At 42.7% G+C, this 15892-nt stretch carries 15 protein-coding genes; 9 read left to right on the forward strand and 6 right to left on the reverse strand.

Translation table 11 applies throughout. The annotated features are described in order from the left end of the window. Positions 1-18 precede the first annotated feature (18 nt). Positions 19-1218, reverse strand: a complete 1200-nt coding sequence (locus tag CLV51_RS23885) for an aminotransferase class V-fold PLP-dependent enzyme (RefSeq protein ID WP_106530615.1) — start codon at positions 1216-1218, stop codon at positions 19-21. A 372-nt stretch (positions 1219-1590) separates the two neighbouring features. Here CLV51_RS23885 and CLV51_RS23890 point away from each other — a divergent pair, with 372 nt between their 5' ends. From CLV51_RS23890 to CLV51_RS23925, 8 genes are all read left to right on the forward strand, one after another. Then, positions 1591-2922, forward strand: a complete 1332-nt coding sequence (locus CLV51_RS23890; protein ID WP_158267134.1) for a TolC family protein — start codon at positions 1591-1593, stop codon at positions 2920-2922. Then, entirely contained in the window at positions 2919-4013 is a 1095-nt protein-coding gene (locus CLV51_RS23895) for an efflux RND transporter periplasmic adaptor subunit (RefSeq protein WP_106530617.1), read from the forward strand. Before CLV51_RS23890 ends, CLV51_RS23895 begins: the two co-directional genes overlap by 4 nt. Positions 4014-4019: 6 nt before the next feature. Then, positions 4020-5276, forward strand: a complete 1257-nt coding sequence (locus CLV51_RS23900) for an ABC transporter permease (protein ID WP_106530618.1) — start codon at positions 4020-4022, stop codon at positions 5274-5276. An 11-nt stretch (positions 5277-5287) separates the two neighbouring features. Beyond that, on the forward strand, positions 5288-5977 hold the full coding sequence (locus tag CLV51_RS23905) for an ABC transporter ATP-binding protein (RefSeq protein ID WP_106530619.1): 690 nt from the start codon (positions 5288-5290) through the stop codon (positions 5975-5977). Beyond that, positions 5949-7022, forward strand: a complete 1074-nt coding sequence (locus tag CLV51_RS23910) for a sensor histidine kinase (RefSeq protein WP_106530620.1) — start codon at positions 5949-5951, stop codon at positions 7020-7022. The genes CLV51_RS23905 and CLV51_RS23910 overlap by 29 nt, the downstream gene beginning before the upstream one ends. Further along, complete coding sequence (locus CLV51_RS23915; RefSeq protein WP_106530621.1) at positions 7019-7777, forward strand: LytR/AlgR family response regulator transcription factor; 759 nt, start codon at positions 7019-7021, stop codon at positions 7775-7777. The genes CLV51_RS23910 and CLV51_RS23915 overlap by 4 nt, the downstream gene beginning before the upstream one ends. A gap of 56 nt (positions 7778-7833) precedes the next feature. Beyond that, positions 7834-8739 carry an AraC family transcriptional regulator gene (locus CLV51_RS23920; RefSeq protein ID WP_106530622.1) on the forward strand — a complete coding sequence of 302 codons (906 nt, stop codon included), beginning with the start codon at positions 7834-7836 and terminating at the stop codon, positions 8737-8739. 152 nt (positions 8740-8891) lie between these two features. After that, positions 8892-9515 carry an ExbD/TolR family protein gene (locus tag CLV51_RS23925; protein WP_106530623.1) on the forward strand — a complete coding sequence of 208 codons (624 nt, stop codon included), beginning with the start codon at positions 8892-8894 and terminating at the stop codon, positions 9513-9515. Positions 9516-9597: 82 nt separating this feature from the next. Here the strand turns inward: CLV51_RS23925 and CLV51_RS23930 are convergent, their stop codons facing one another. The 5 genes from CLV51_RS23930 to leuC form a co-directional block, all read right to left on the reverse strand. Further along, positions 9598-10056, reverse strand: coding sequence for a DUF1569 domain-containing protein (locus CLV51_RS23930; RefSeq protein ID WP_106530624.1), 459 nt, complete (start codon positions 10054-10056; stop codon positions 9598-9600). Positions 10057-10257: 201 nt separating this feature from the next. Then, complete coding sequence (leuB, locus tag CLV51_RS23935; RefSeq protein WP_106530625.1) at positions 10258-11331, reverse strand: 3-isopropylmalate dehydrogenase; 1074 nt, start codon at positions 11329-11331, stop codon at positions 10258-10260. A 40-nt stretch (positions 11332-11371) separates the two neighbouring features. Continuing rightward, positions 11372-12895 (reverse strand): alpha-isopropylmalate synthase regulatory domain-containing protein, encoded by a 1524-nt coding sequence (locus CLV51_RS23940; protein WP_106530626.1) that lies wholly within the window; start codon positions 12893-12895, stop codon positions 11372-11374. Between the two features lie 20 nt (positions 12896-12915). Next, positions 12916-13512, reverse strand: coding sequence for a 3-isopropylmalate dehydratase small subunit (gene leuD / locus CLV51_RS23945; protein WP_106530627.1), 597 nt, complete (start codon positions 13510-13512; stop codon positions 12916-12918). A 54-nt stretch (positions 13513-13566) separates the two neighbouring features. After that, the gene (leuC, locus tag CLV51_RS23950; RefSeq protein WP_211302099.1) at positions 13567-14973 is read right to left on the reverse strand and encodes a 3-isopropylmalate dehydratase large subunit; all 1407 of its coding nucleotides are present in this window, start codon (positions 14971-14973) and stop codon (positions 13567-13569) included. A 381-nt stretch (positions 14974-15354) separates the two neighbouring features. Here leuC and CLV51_RS23955 point away from each other — a divergent pair, with 381 nt between their 5' ends. Further along, the gene (locus tag CLV51_RS23955) at positions 15355-15822 is read left to right on the forward strand and encodes a RagB/SusD family nutrient uptake outer membrane protein (RefSeq protein ID WP_158267135.1); all 468 of its coding nucleotides are present in this window, start codon (positions 15355-15357) and stop codon (positions 15820-15822) included. Positions 15823-15892: the final 70 nt, after the last annotated feature.

Consider the following 15892-nt stretch of genomic DNA (forward strand, 5'->3'; position numbering starts at 1 on the left):
GCTTTGATCTGCTGCTGATTACTTTGATAGTTCTCTCACTGCCTGAATCAATAGATCTGCCTCCATAATAGTATTATAATAATGTGGTGATACCCGGATAGCCCAATCCACCTGCTTTTCATCAAAATCTAAAACGGCAAAATTCCGGTAGCTGGTTACCACATTTATTTTCTTTTCTAAAAGATATTTTTTAATCTGTTCAGGTGCCGCTCCTTTTAAATGGAAGGTTACCAGTCCGCCTAAATCCGGGCCTTTATCGCAGATGGTAATGCCATCAATTTTTTGCAGTGCTGTTCTGAGATAGCCGGCTAAATATTTCACCTGTTTTTCTATTTTGATAGCATCAATTTGCAGATAATAATCAATGGCAGCAGCTGTTCCCAATAAAAGGGCATAAGCAAACTCCCAATCTTCAAAGCGGGTGGCATCTTTTCTTGGGATATATTTATTATCCGCTACCCAATCTGCTCCCCGCATATCAATAAACAACGGTTCATATCCCTCTTCCAGCATTTTATCAGATACATAAAGGAAACCTGCACCTCTCGGGCCTCTCAGAAATTTCCTGGAAGTAATGCTCATAAAATCACATTTCAGTTGCTGTACATCCAGCGGCAACTGGCCGGCAGATTGGCAGGCGTCAATGAGGTAAATTGTTTTATACTTTTCGCATAAGGTCCCGATTTCCGCCACCGGCTGAATAAGTCCGGAGTTAGTAGGGATGTGGGTGACAGCTACCAGTTTGGGCTTGTATTGAATGAGGCATCTTTCAAGGTCCGCAAGATCAACACCACCGCTGCTATGACTGGCTGCCCGCACTAGTTTTACGCCAAATCTTTTTTCAAAAACCAGGTAAGTGATCTGGTTAGAAATATAATCTTCATTGGTAGTGAGAATGACATCACCCGCTTTAAAAAGGATAGACGAAATAGCCCGGTCAAACGCATCCGTTGCATTGGCTGTAAAAGCAATATTTGTTGGTTTGCAGTTCAACATTTTTGCGGCAGCGTGATAAAAGGCTTTTATTTCAGGCGCCCTGAGGTTCGAAGCTTCGTAGCCACCAATTTCAGCTTCCAGTGTAAGATGGTTGATGATAGCTGCTGTCACCGGCTTAGGCATTAAACCCGCGCCTGCATTATTCAGATGAGTAACATGCGCACACCCGGTTGTATCATTTCTAAAAAAATCGATCTCATTGTCAGAGAAAACATGTTCCATATTTATTATTTTTTCTTATTAAAGATTGAATTATTTCTCTACACAAAACTAAATTATCTTTGCATGGGTAGAAATGTGCAGCATTAAACAATTTGAAGGAGCCTAAACTTTTCAAGCTCCGGATTGAACCGCTATCAAAGAAAAACCCTTTGATAGTTCATACAGAAAAACAACTACTTAATCAGCGATAGGTATCACCTTTACTGGTCATAAATAATGAAAGCCGCTTTTATAACGGTTTTTTTATGCACTTACTTCAACCCTGAAAACTTACACTTCGCATTTCATTTTCTACGCTTCCCCCGGATTTATTTTTTTTAGCGATGCACAATTTCCAGTTTTACAGTCAAATGTTAAACTATGCGGGGCATTATGCTATTCATATTGATTTGTACCGTATCCACATCAAAAGCCCAGGTTGTTTTTACGTCGCTGGATGCCTGTATCAGGTACGCCTGGCAGCATAATCCGGATGTGGCTATTGCCCGGCAGCAGGTAGCTATACAGGAAAATAATTTACAACGGGCCTGGTACCAGATATTACCGCAGCTCAACGCGTATAGCACACTGGAATATAATTTTACATTGCAAACCCAGTTATTACCGGGCGAAATATTTAACCAACCAAAGGGAACGCTGATCCCTGTACAATTTGGTACCCGATATAACCTGGCTGCCATTGGAGAAGCCAGCATGCCGCTGGTAAGTCCGGGAAAATGGAAGGAGGTAAATGTAGCCCGTGTTAAAGAACAATATGCCGGCATGGAACTACAACATCAGCAACAGCAAATGGAACAGCAGCTCACGGTGGCGTATTACCAGTCGTTGCTGGCATATAAAAGCTATACTATTGCACAGGAGCAACAATCGCTGGCCGACAGCCTTCATGCTGTTGTTAGCAGGCGTTACAACCAGGGATTGGTATCGCCGGTAGAACAGCAAGAGGTGAAACAGCTGGCCATCAATGCACTGATTACACAACAGGAGCAATGGTCAGTATGGCAACAGCGCCTGAATGATCTCCGCCTCATCTTACAGGTATCACCTGCTGACAGCCTTGTGATACAGGATACTTTATCCACCACCGGGTTGCCTGTTTCAAGAGAAGATTGGAAAGCAGGCAATGTAGCCGCTATTAAAGTGCAGCAATTAAACCAGGCGGTGAACTATGCTCAATGGCAACAAAGACGTGCCCGCAATTTACCGGAGCTGAGTGCTTACGCCAGGTATGGCAAAATTGCCCAAAGAAATTCGTTTGATTTTACGGCAAAAGATGCTACCTGGTTTGGATTGGGAGTAGTGGGGCTCCGGCTGGATATTCCCATTTTTGCGCCGGCCCGCCAAAAATCTGATGTGAAAGAAGCACAGCTGCAGTATGAAATGAGCCTTGTAGCAGGATCGCAAACTGCATTAAAAGAAGAAATACAATGGAATAACTGGTATGAACAATATATCCGCTGCCTGCAAAGTTTGCCTCATGCGCGGGAATCAATGGCATTGGCCACCGACAACTACCACAAAACATTATTGCAGTTTGATAGCGGTATCATAGGCGTTGAAAAAGCCATTGAGCGCTACAAAGATGCACTACAGGCGCAGTGGCAGGCCCAGCAAATATTAATTCAGTTATACCAGACAGCCATTTTACTTAAAAGTGAAACAGCTGATCATTCCCTTTCACTTATAACGAATGCTAACCAATGAAAAAAACATTTGGTATACTCCCCGGTATCATCTTATTATGCTTTGCCTGCAAACCGGCCGCTGAGCATCATCCTTACAGGAAAGATATTATTGACGCCGTATATGCGTCAGGGTATTTAATTCCCGAAAATGAATACCGGGTATATGCACAAACGAACGGGGTGATTGTAGCAAAAATGGTACAGGAAGGAGATACGGTGAATGCCGGTCAGTTGCTGTACCGCATCCAATCGGCTGTGGCGGCAGCGCGGCAGGCAGCCACCACGGCTGCTTACAATAACGCAACGCTGAATGCCGGTCCGCAAAGTGCTGTGCTGAAAGAACTGGAGCAGGCCGTTAAAACAGCCACCATGCAGCGCTACAACGATTCGGTAAACTTTGTCCGGTACGAAAACCTCTTAAATCAAAAAGCCATTGCAAAGATTGATTATGACCATGTACGGCTGCAGTACCTGTCTTCACAAAACGACTATGAAGCCAAACAGCAAAGGCTCATCCAGCAACAACAACAAACCCGGCTACTGGTAAAAGATGCACAAAGCAAACAGGCAGATGCTGTTGAGCAGCTGCAACAGACTGCTGTTCGCAGCTCCATCCAGGGGCGCGTGTTTGAACTATTGAAACAACCCGGCGAAGTGGTTATGCAAAATGAATGGATCGCTACCATGGGGAAAGCAGGCGCACTATACGCGCAATTATGGCTGGATGAAAATGATTTTTCCAGGGTCCGTACAGGGCAGTTGTTATGGATGAAAATAGATGCTTTCCCTGGTAAAACATACAAGGCACAGGTAAGCCGTATTTATCTGGTTATTCAGCGCGATAAACAATCTTTCCGTGTAGATGCCCGCATACTGGACACAATGCCGGAGCAGGTAGCCTATGGCGCACTGGAAGCAAATATTGTTATTCAAAAACGGGAGCGGGGAATGGTTATTCCTAAAGCCTGGTTATCCGGACCAGATTCGGTGTTCGTAAAAACAAATGGTAAGAAAACAAAGATCGCGGTGGTAAAAGGTATTGAAACAATGGATGAAGTAGAAATACGCAGCGGCTTAAATGATAACTCGGTAATCCTTCCCGGCAGCTAATTTCATATGCTACAGTCAGTAAATATACTCATTGCTAAAAGACACCTGCTTTCTAAAAAGAAGCAAACGATGATCGCTATACTGGGAGTTACTTTTGGTATTTCCATGTTCATTATCATGAGTGGGGTAATGGATGGCACCAACCAGCTGCTGGAAGATACCCAGTTTAAAACCACCCCGCACATTCGCCTGTATAATGAGTCAAAAGCTATCCGCCCACCGGTGTTGTCGGTGGTATATGATTCGTTGCACACCTTGTTGTCAGTAGCGCATCAGCGCCCCCGCGCGGCACAGGAAAAGATCCGGCAGGCTGCTGCTATCATGGAATCGCTCAGGCAACTGCCGGAGGTAAAAGGCATCACTGCACATGTCACTTCGTCTGTTGTTTTTAATTATGGGGCAACAAAAATAAGCGGTACCCTGAGTGGTGTGAACATCCGGGATGAAGATCATCTCTTTGGTATCCATACAAAAATGAAAAGCGGTAATATGGACGACCTGCTGCGTACATCCAATGGAGTGATCATGGGGAAAGGACTGGCAGAAAAGATGAACCTGCATACCGGTGACCACATCACGGTAACTTCGCCCGACGGGGCATTCCTGAACCTTAAAGTCACCGGCATTTTCAGTTTGGGCATGGGGAATATTGACAATGTAAAAAGTTATGTCAACTTTAACTCCGCTCAGCAAATGCTGAGAAAAGATGCTGCATACATTACGGAAATAGTAGTGCAGTTATATGAACCTGATAAAGCCAGCATATTGGCGCCGGTAATGCAGCAACGATATGGCTGTATAGTAGAAGACTGGGAAACCGCTAACCAAACCCTGATGGCGGGCAATAAGATCCGGAGTATGATGAAATATGTTGTTTCCTTTACCTTATTGACGGTAGCAGGATTCGGTATTTACAATATCATGAACATGACTATCCTGAATAAAATGAAGGATATCGCTATCATGAAAGCCACCGGTTTTTCCGGTAAGGATGTAAAACGCATCTTCCTGTTCCAGTCGCTTGCAGTAGGTATTATAGGCGCCATCCTGGGACTGTCGCTGGGTTGGCTCATCTGTAGCTGGATGGTGCGTATGCCCTTTAATGGCGGCGAATACATGGATATCACACACCTCCCGGTAGCATTTAAACCATCTGCCTATATCACAGGCCTGGTATTCGGGGTGATCACTACTTTCCTGGCAGCCTGGTTCCCGTCAAAGCGCGCATCAAAAATAGACCCGGTAGAAATATTAAGGGGATAAACTTTATTTGCATGAACAACAACATTATCCTGGAAGCCAGGCATATCAATAAATATTTCGAACAACCGGCAAAGTTCCAGGTACTCCACAATATTGGGTTTGAGGTAAAGCAGGGTGAATTCCTGAGCATTGTTGGAAAGTCGGGCTCCGGTAAATCAACACTGCTCTATATCTTGTCTACTATGGACACCGCTTATGAAGGAGAGCTATGGATACAGGGAGAAAAACTCAGTGGGAAAAAGAAGGACCAGCTGGCAAAGTTTCGCAACGAGCACCTGGGCTTTGTATTTCAGTTTCACTACCTGCTGCCTGAGTTTACCGCACTGGAAAATGTAATGCTGCCGGCATTGAAGCTTAAAAAATGGTCCCAGGAAGTAATTGAACAAAAAGCACATGAAAAATTAAAACTGCTGGATATGGATAACTATGCAGGTCAGCTGTCTTCCCGGCTTTCGGGCGGGCAGCAGCAACGGGTGGCCATTGCCCGCGCACTCATTAATGAGCCGGCCATAATTGTGGCAGACGAACCTACCGGTAATCTCGATACCGGCAATACCTCCGTAGTATTTGGTATATTTAAAGCATTAAGCCGGGATTTTCATCAAACTATCATTACAGTAACACATGATGAAACATTTGCCGGAAATTCAGACCGAATAATAGAAATGTCAGATGGGACCATTATTCACACGCAGAAATAACCTTCTCCTTACATTGGCTTTTATCTGGGTACTTGCCACTATTGCTTTCGTTATACGATGGTATTTCTTTCCTGAGTTTGGTCGCCAGTTATTCCTGATATCCTATATTTTCTCTCTTATATATCTTCCGCTCTTTTTCTATGCCCTGCAATGGATCAACCACCTCATGAACAAGGTGATGCCTTATGAAACGTGGGGAATGAAACGTTTTATCATACAAAACCTGCTGTTCATAGGTTTTGGAATAGTTATGATGAAATTCCTGAACCTCCAGTTAAAACTCCCTGTATATAATCATCTTGTAAATGATAATACGCAAATGCTGATGTCTGACAAGATTTACAAAGCGTTTACGTATTATTCTTATGGTGCCCTGGTATCTATCCTGAATCTTGCTTTTTATGCACGTTACCTGTTCCGGAACTGGCAGTCCACCCTTATAGAAAAAACCAGGCTTCAGGTGCAGGCTGCCCGGCTGGAGCAGGAGAAAACAACCGTACAATATGAAAATCTGAAGAACCAGTTAAATCCACATTTTCTTTTTAACAGCTTCACTTCTCTCAATAGTCTGATCACTAAAGACCCTTTTCTGGCCCAGCGTTTTTTACAACAGCTGTCAAAAGTATACCGGCATATATTACAAAGCGGGAGCAATGCCCTGGTATCATTACAGGAAGAAATTACTTTCGTCAACAATTATATTGCGTTACAAACTACCAGGTTTCAGCAAGGACTTGAAGTGATGATCATCATACCGGAACAATACCTGCAACGCAGCATTGTACCTGTAACTTTGCAGGTGCTGGTAGAAAACGCTATCAAGCATAATATTATTGATGCAGAACAACCGTTGATCATAAAAATAAACGTGGAAGAAAGTATTTACCTGGTCATAGAGAATAATATACAAATGAAGACCAATGTAGAATACAGCAATAAACAGGGATTAAACAATCTGAAAAATTTATACGCATATTATAGTCACCAGCCCGTAGTAATAAATACGGCAGATAATATTTTTTCAGTAAAAATTCCATTGTTATGAAAGTAGTGATCATTGAAGATGAAGTGCTGATAGCAGAGGAATTAGCACAATTACTGCATCGCCATACACCTGATGTGGAAGTGCTGGCTGTATTATCCAGCTTAAAGCAAAGCAGTCGCTGGTTACAGCAGCAGCCCATGCCCGACTTGTTTTTCATGGATATCCAGTTGTCTGATGGCGTCATCTTTGAACTGTTTGATAAATTTGAAATTAATTGCCCGGTTATTTTTACGACTGCCTACAGCGAATACGCCATCCGCGCCTTTAAAGTAAATAGTATTGATTATCTCCTGAAGCCGGTAGACAAAGAAGCCCTGGAACATGCCATCACAAAGTTCAGAAAAAACAGGGGACTGCATTATCGGGCATCTATGCAGGAAGTGCAAAAAGTCCTGGCCACACCCGGAACGCCTTATTACAAGGAAAAATTCCTGGTAGCTTACCGGCACCAGCTGATACCTGTAAATACAGTGGATATAGCTTACTTCCGTAAAGAAATACTGATCTACGCACACACATTTAACGGAGAAGAATATATACTGGACCACGACAGCCTGGAAGAGCTAGAGTCATTACTGCACCCCGCACAGTTTTTCAGAACCAACCGTCAGTATATTATCAATATAAATGCAGTACACCATGTTGTACCATATAGTACCGGCAAAATGTCTGTAGCACTGCTACCCGGACAACACCAACAGATAGATGTAAGCCGGGAAAAATCAGCGTTGTTCAAAAAATGGTTGGGAGCCTAAACCTTTATGGATTATAATGGATAATACATCTTAGTTAGTACAATAAATGATTTGCTATGCCGGCAGACAGACACACCAAAAGAACTATCAGCAGCCCTATACATTACATGCAACTACTGGATGAAAATATTCCCGGCATCCGGATTGCAACCATGCAAAGTTTAATGGAAGAGAACAGGGCATTATTGGATAACCCCATACGTACCAACGCCTTTCACATTTTTTGGTTTAAAACCGGTGGTCACCGCCTGCAAATTAACTTCAGCGCTGTAGATATTGTTGCCGATACCATTTTATTTGTGCGAAAAGATAGCATTCACCTGCTCGGCAGCGATAATAACTATGAGGGACTGTCCATTAGTTTTACAGAAAATTTCTTTTGCCAGACCATCACAGACCAGTATTTTTTGCAGGACAATGCGCTGTTCAGCAACCATGCTGCCCTTACCGGCATTCAGCCCGGAGAAAGACTGGATACTTTTATTGGGATACTGACTACTATGCAGGAAGAGATAGATGGCCCGCCAGATAAGTTTACAACCGATATTCTCCGTAACCTGCTCCGCTACTTCCTGATGTTGGCCACACGCGAAAAAGGAACCGTACATCTTTATCGTGATTCATTAAACAGGGACGCCGTTTATACACAACAATATATCAGCATGCTGCAAAATGAATTCAGTCACCAGAAAAAAGTAGCTGCTTATGCCTCCATGCTGCACATCTCAGAAAAAAGGCTACACCTGGCTACTACAAGCATATTGGGCAAAGCACCCAAACAACTGATTGATGAAAAAGTAATACAGGAAGCCAAACGACAGATTGCCCATAGTAGCCAGTTAATAAAAGAAATTGGTTATGAACTGGGCTTTCAGCAACCCTCTAACTTCATTAAATATTTTATTAAACACACCGGCCTGTCTCCAACAGATTTTCGAAAGAAAGTCACAACTGATTTCTGAAAAGTATAATAGAAGAACGCAAATGCACCTTTCTATTATCAGCGCAGAAAAGGAAATTTGTATCAGGTAAAAGACAATCATCTCCCCGTAATATTAACATAGACATATGTTGACAGGGAATACATGCACCACCTGAATTTTAAAACAACGATATGCCCAGAATTAAAATGGCCCGCAAAAGCACGTTGGTAGACATGACCGCTATGACTGATGTTGCTTTCCTGTTACTGACTTTTTTCATGCTCGCTACCAAATTCAAACCCAGTGAACCAGTTGCTGTAGTAACTCCTTCCTCCATCAATACAACGACCCTGCCTGATGCGAATGTGATCCTGCTGACGATAGATAAAAAAGGCAGGGTTTTCTTTGACATGCCCGGGCAATCATACCGGCAGGAGCTGATACAGGATGTGAACAAAAATTTTAAACTGAAATTGAGCGGAACAGAAATGAAAAGCTTTGCGTTGGGCGCCAGCGTGGGAACTGACATGAAAAATCTGAAAAGCTATCTCGCCATGAAGCCGGACGCCAGAAAAGATGCATCTATAGAAACAGGTATCCCTACTGACTCTGCCAGCAATGAACTGGGCATATGGTTGAAATATGCATATGCTGTTGTGGACCAACATAAAAGCACCAAAAAATTGAAGTTTTGTATCAAGGCGGATAATGCAACTCCTTACCCGAAAATAAAAGCCGTGCTGGAAATTTTTAAGAAAGAAAATATATTCCACCTGAACCTGGTAACAAACCTGGAAGCCGCACCGGAAGTGTAGTTGTTTGAATAACGTAAAATACTTTAGCAGCGTACAGTAATAGTCTTACTGTACGCTGTTTTAAACAGGGACCTTTCAAAATTTACACACCAAACTGCGTTAAATGGTGGTCTAAATGTTTGTAAAACATATTATTCCATTCATGCTTATTCAGTGGTCCGAAGGAATGGGAGGATTTGTTTTCGAAGTATGTTTCGCCCAGATCTTTCGTTTTGTTGATATAATTAATCAGGCGATTTTTTTCTTTTTCAAAATCTCTGTCATCCTTAATCAGAAATGCGGGTGCTGTTTGTGAACTATGTTTGTATGGTTGCTCAGATACCACAACTTTTTTTATGAATGATTTCAAAATGAATTTCATGAAAAAATTAGGCTGGGGATGTTTATCTTCATAGATTAATTCGTACGTTACATTGCAATGCGCCAGCATTTGAGCTACATTCATTTTTCCCCAGTTTGGTTTTGTACCTGGTGTAAGTTGATTAATTCTGGAGATGATATTCTCAGCAACAGTTTGGGTAAAGATGTTTGGCAATGACATTTTTTTGGTTTAATTGTTATTGTTGAGTATTCAAAATATCCCTTTTTCTATTAAAATTTGTATTCAACTTATCCACAGGCCCGTTTGAAGATGAAAATTTCCCGGACACAGGTAAGCAGCGCTCATAAAAGATTAATAAAAAAGCGATCAAACCCTTTATTATAAAGGATTTGATCGCTTTTTTTATTAAGAAGGACCTGTTTACACTAATTTCAGCACTTCTTCGCCCATGGCGGTTGTGCCCAGTATTTTATCTGCCGGTGTATGTTGATCGGCGATATCCCTGGTACGGAAACCAGCTTTTAATACTTTGTCTACCGCATTAATCACCGCTTCGGATTCTGCTTTCATACCAAAAGAAATATCTAATAATAAAGCAGCGGATAAAATGGATGCTAATGGATTAGCGATCCCTTTGCCGGTAATGTCATGTGCTGAACCATGAATAGGCTCATAAACGCCTGTACCGTCGCCGATGGAGGCAGATGCCAGCATGCCCATAGAACCTGCTATCTGCGATGCTTCATCCGTAAGAATATCACCAAAGAGATTGGCGGTAACCACTACATCAAAACGACGCGGATCTTTTATCAGCAACATAGCAGTGGCATCCACAAACTGATGTTCTACTTCTACATCAGGATATTCCAGGGCTACTTTCTGCACTACTTCTCTCCACAACCTGGATGTTTCAATAACATTTGCCTTATCTACAGAACATAATTTTTTCCGCCTGGTCCTGGCGGCATCAAATGCTTTTCGGGCAATACGTTCTACTTCATAGCGACTGTATTCAGCCACATCATAGGCGGTATCCCCATTATTTTTTCTCCCTTTTTCGCCAAAATAAATATCACCGGTCAGTTCACGGAAAAATAAGATATCAGCGCCTTTTAATATTTCCGGCTTGATGCTGGAAGCATTCAGTAATTCATCAAATAGTTTGATAGGACGGAGATTGGCATACAATCCCAGTTCTTTGCGCATCCTCAGTAAACCTTGTTCTGGTCTTACTTTGGCAGAAGGGTCGTTATCGTATTTAGGATGGCCTACCGCACCAAATAATACAGCATCCGATTTCCGCATTTTCTCCAGCGACTCATCCGGTAAAGGATTTCCTGTTGCTTCAATAGCCACATGTCCGATCAATGCCTCATCATAGGTAAATGTATGCCCGAATTTTGCGGCTATCTTATCCAGCACTTTTTTACCAACTGCTGTTACTTCTTGTCCTATTCCATCGCCAGGAACAATTAATATATGTTTGGTGGCCATTCGTTTTTTATTAAGATGAAAAATATGCTGTACCAGGTAGTTATATTAAGTTCAACATTTTTTGTGTTGCCTTTATAGCTGATACAGTCTGATCGCTGTCGAGTCCTCTTGTTTTGAACTCTTTGTTATTAAAGCTCCAGGTAATGATTGTTTCGCACAAGGCATCACTTTTACCACCGGGAGGGATGTGAACGTGATAATCGGCCAGGGCGGGCAATTCCCGCTTCAGCTTTTTATACACGATCTTCAGTGCATTCATGAAGGCATCGTATTGCCCGTCGCCCTGAGAGTGTTCTTCAAAGAGTTCGCCATTAATAGAAATGCTCAGTGTAACAGACGGATTGAGATTTTTTGAATGGGTAAGCACATAGTTCTCTATTTTCACCTTCTCTTCAATCCTGTTACTGTCCAATACATCAGAAATGATATAAGGTAAATCAGCCTGTGTAACCACTTCTTTCCGGTCGCCCAGTTCAATCACACGCTGCGTTACCTTTTTCAGATCGGGCTCAGACAGTTGTATGCCAAGTTGCTGTAAATTATTTTCAATATTGGCTTTGCCACTTGTTTTACCCAAAGCGTATATCCGCTGCCGACCAAACCGTTCGGGCATCAGGTCACTGAAGTACAGCTTATTCTTTTTATCACCATCTGCATGAATGCCGGCTGTTTGTGTAAACACATTTTCTCCGACAATCGGTTTATTAGCCGGAATACGGAAACCGGAAAATGTTTCCACCAGTTTACTCACTGTGTACAATGATTCCTCTACGACAGCTGTTTTTACTGCCGGTATAAAATCATGTAATACAGCCACCGCACTGGCTAAGGAGGCATTACCGGCTCTTTCACCCATACCGTTAATAGTAAGATGAATGCCCTGTGCACCAGCTTTTACACCTTCCAATACATTGGCAGTACCCAGGTCATAATCATTGTGTGCATGAAAATCGAAATGAATAGCTGGATAGCGTTGAACAATCTCTCCTACATATTCAGATACTTCAGCAGGAGTGAGAACACCCAGGGTATCCGGTAGCATGATCCTTTTTACAGGTTGATGCTGCAGGAAATCCAGGTATTGAAAAACATAGGCTTTTGAATGGCGCATACCATTGCTCCAGTCTTCCAGGTACACGTTGCATGCCAGTCCTTTTTCCGTTGCGAGGGCAATAACGGCTGCCACTTCTGCAAAGTGCTCTTCCGGTTTTTTCTTTAGCTGATGCGTTAAATGATTAAGGGAACCTTTGGTAAGCAGGTTCATTACTTTGGCACCTGCTTCCTGCATCCACCGTACAGAAACATCGCCATCAACAAAGGTTAATACTTCCACCCTGTTTAAAAAACCATTTGCCTTAGCCCATTCGGTAATTGACTTTACTGCAGCAAATTCGCCTTCCGACACGCGGGCGGAGGCAATTTCGATCCTGTCAACTTTTACTTCGGTAAGTAAAAGCTGTGCAATGGTTAATTTTTCAGATGGCGAAAAAGAGACACCGCTGGTTTGCTCACCATCACGGAGTGTGGTGTCCATTATCTCTACGTGGCGCTGGGTAACTGGCATAATAGTAATGGGCTGTTTTTTTAATACATGCTCTTGGAAGCGAACAATTTAATTTCGTCTTTCATGGTTTGCAGGTAATCGATATCATCAAAACCATTTATCATGTTGTGCTTTTTATAGCTGTTGATGGCAAATGATTCGCTTTCCTTTGTTGCTGAGATGGTAATCGTCTGACCCGGAAGATCTATTACAAGTTCCGCATGAGGATCAGCTTCAATAGCAGTAAATATTTTATCTAAAAATTCAGCGCTTACCTGTACGGGTAAGATGCCAATATTTAAAGCATTGTTTTTGAAGATATCGGCAAAAAAACTGGATACTACACAGCGGAAGCCGTAGTCGTATATTGCCCATGCCGCATGTTCGCGGCTGCTGCCACTGCCAAAGTTTCTACCACCTACCAGGATTTTTCCTGAGTAAATAGGGTTATTTAAAACGAAGTCTTTTTTAGGCGTGCCATCTGTATCATAGCGCCAATCACGAAACAGATTATCACCAAACCCCTTACGCTCGGTTGCCTTTAAGAAACGGGCAGGAATGATCTGGTCGGTGTCCACATTCTCAATTGGCATTGGCACCGCTGAACTGCTCAATAAGGTGAATTTATCGTAAGCCATTTTTAATAGTATCGTTTAAAGTTTTTTGTTGCTGGTTTCAAAGAGAAGTTGTCATTACGCGATCAGCTCTCTCGGGTCTGTTACAACGCCTGTTACTGCCGCTGCTGCTGCCACCAAAGGACTGGCCAGCATCGTTCTGGAGCCTGGGCCCTGTCTGCCTTCAAAGTTGCGGTTACTGGTGCTCACCGCATATTTACCTGCAGGAATTTTATCATCATTCATGGCCAGGCAGGCGGAACATCCGGGCTGACGCAGCTGAAACCCTGCTTCTGTTAATATATCCAGTATACCTTCTTCTTTAATCTGTTGTTCTACTATATGTGAACCAGGAACGATCCATGCCGTAACATGTGCTGCTTTTTTCCGGCCTTTTACAATAGAGGCAAATGCGCGGAAATCTTCAATACGTCCGTTGGTGCAGCTGCCGATAAATACATAATCCACTTGTTTGCCCAGCATGGCTTCTTCTTCATGAAAGCCCATGTAGTTAAGCGACTTTTCATAACTGGCTTTGCTGCCACCGGCATCCTGTGCAGCAGGAATATGGCTGGTGATGCTCATGCCCATACCCGGATTAGTACCGTAAGTAATCATAGGTGCTATATCTGCTGCATCATAATTATATTCCAGGTCAAAACTGGCGCCTTCTTCTGTTTTCAATGTTTTCCAGTAAGCCAGCGCTTTATCCCAGGCTTCGCCTTTAGGAGCTTTTTCACGGCCTTTGATATACGCAAAGGTGGTTTCATCCGGTGCGATGATACCGCCACGGGCACCCATTTCAATGCTCATATTACAAACCGTCATGCGGCCTTCCATGCTCATGTTCTCAAACACATCACCGGCGTATTCCACGAAATAACCGGTAGCACCGGCTGCTGTTAATTTGGAAATGATATAGAGCGTAACATCTTTTGGTGTGATGCCTTTGCCCAGTTTACCATTTACCCTGATGCGCATTTTCTTTGGCTTGGGTTGCATGATACACTGTGAAGTAAGTACCATTTCCACTTCAGAGGTGCCAATACCAAATGCAATGGCACCAAATGCACCATGTGTGGAAGTATGTGAATCACCACAAACAATGGTCATACCTGGTTGTGTAATCCCGTTTTCAGGACCTACCACATGCACAATCCCATTCTTTGGATTACCTAAACCCCAATGAGAGATACCATACTTAGCCGAGTTGGTTTCCAGTGCTTTAAGTTGATTAGCTGAAAGTGGATCTGCAACTGGCAAATGCTGATTAATGGTAGGTGTATTATGATCCGCTGTGGCAAATGTTTTTTCGGGAAAGATGACACTAAGGTGTCTGCCTTCCAATCCAAGAAAGGCAACAGGGCTGGTTACTTCATGAATAAAATGCCGGTCGATAAAAAATACATCCGGACCATCCTCAATTTTCCTGACAACATGCGAATCCCATACTTTGTCAAATAATGTAGCGGGTATATTGCTCATTTTGTATAATTTTAAAAGTAGTTGCTAAATTGTTAAAAAATATCCACATAATCTGTTTTTTCTCGATATTTCTTCTAATAATGTTGCTGAAAACGTAGAAATAAATAGGGAGATGTGGAAGGAGGGGGTTATTTATTAATTTCTATTTGATTGATAATCAATTATTAGAATGAGTGTTGGCTTCCCGTAGCGTCTTGCTGTCAGCCTCAATTAATCCACGGTAACCACGAACAGTTTCCGGACTAACACGGCCTGTTGCCGCAATATTTGTCATTAACTGACTTTTATATTCTTTCCAATCGGGCATCATAAGCGTGTATTTTTTCGGTTAATAATTGTACTAAGTTACAGTGATCCTATGCAACCATTGTAAGGTGCTTTTTGCAGTTGATACCATCTGTTGATGAAGAAAAATGCAGCTACAGCTCCATTCATCCCAGTACCAATAAAACAACAGATATCATCCGCTTTGCTGAAACACTGCTCACCTTTGCAGAAGCAGCTGCTATGGCTACCGGTACGCCTTCTGCTGACGCATATAACGCAGTAAACCTCGTAAGACAACGTGCAGGGTTATCTAACCTGACTCCTGGCTTATCTGCTGCTGCATTCCGTGACTCCGTTGTAAATGAGCGTGCCTACGAATTTGCCGGTGAATTTGGTATGCGCTGGTTTGATATTGTGCGGATGCAGTTATTACCAAAAGTATTGGCAGCACGTAGCCAAACGATGGAACAAAATAAAATTGACGCTGGTGATGCAAGTAATCCGGCTCCTAAATATCTTGCTCCGATTCCATTCAGTGATCTGAGCCTGAGCCCGGGATGGTCACAGAATCCAACGTACTAAGCATTTTTTGTTTGGCCTATAAATAGTTTAATCATGCCTTGTGCATGATTAAACTATTTTTGAAAAGAAT

This window comes from Chitinophaga niastensis, from assembly GCF_003014755.1.
GTDB lineage: Bacteria > Bacteroidota > Bacteroidia > Chitinophagales > Chitinophagaceae > Chitinophaga > Chitinophaga niastensis.

What these genes read in the sequence shown, in the direction of transcription:
- CLV51_RS23885 (WP_106530615.1), bottom strand. Translation starts at nt 1,218, where the DNA reads ATGGAACATGTTTTCTCTGACAATGAGATCGATTTTTTTAGAAATGAT.
- CLV51_RS23890 (WP_158267134.1), top strand. Translation starts at nt 1,591, where the DNA reads ATGCTATTCATATTGATTTGTACCGTATCCACATCAAAAGCCCAGGTT.
- CLV51_RS23895 (WP_106530617.1), top strand. Translation starts at nt 2,919, where the DNA reads ATGAAAAAAACATTTGGTATACTCCCCGGTATCATCTTATTATGCTTT.
- CLV51_RS23900 (WP_106530618.1), top strand. Translation starts at nt 4,020, where the DNA reads ATGCTACAGTCAGTAAATATACTCATTGCTAAAAGACACCTGCTTTCT.
- CLV51_RS23905 (WP_106530619.1), top strand. Translation starts at nt 5,288, where the DNA reads ATGAACAACAACATTATCCTGGAAGCCAGGCATATCAATAAATATTTC.
- CLV51_RS23910 (WP_106530620.1), top strand. Translation starts at nt 5,949, where the DNA reads ATGGGACCATTATTCACACGCAGAAATAACCTTCTCCTTACATTGGCT.
- CLV51_RS23915 (WP_106530621.1), top strand. Translation starts at nt 7,019, where the DNA reads ATGAAAGTAGTGATCATTGAAGATGAAGTGCTGATAGCAGAGGAATTA.
- CLV51_RS23920 (WP_106530622.1), top strand. Translation starts at nt 7,834, where the DNA reads ATGCCGGCAGACAGACACACCAAAAGAACTATCAGCAGCCCTATACAT.
- CLV51_RS23925 (WP_106530623.1), top strand. Translation starts at nt 8,892, where the DNA reads ATGCCCAGAATTAAAATGGCCCGCAAAAGCACGTTGGTAGACATGACC.
- CLV51_RS23930 (WP_106530624.1), bottom strand. Translation starts at nt 10,056, where the DNA reads ATGTCATTGCCAAACATCTTTACCCAAACTGTTGCTGAGAATATCATC.
- leuB (WP_106530625.1), bottom strand. Translation starts at nt 11,331, where the DNA reads ATGGCCACCAAACATATATTAATTGTTCCTGGCGATGGAATAGGACAA.
- CLV51_RS23940 (WP_106530626.1), bottom strand. Translation starts at nt 12,895, where the DNA reads ATGCCAGTTACCCAGCGCCACGTAGAGATAATGGACACCACACTCCGT.
- leuD (WP_106530627.1), bottom strand. Translation starts at nt 13,512, where the DNA reads ATGGCTTACGATAAATTCACCTTATTGAGCAGTTCAGCGGTGCCAATG.
- leuC (WP_211302099.1), bottom strand. Translation starts at nt 14,973, where the DNA reads ATGAGCAATATACCCGCTACATTATTTGACAAAGTATGGGATTCGCAT.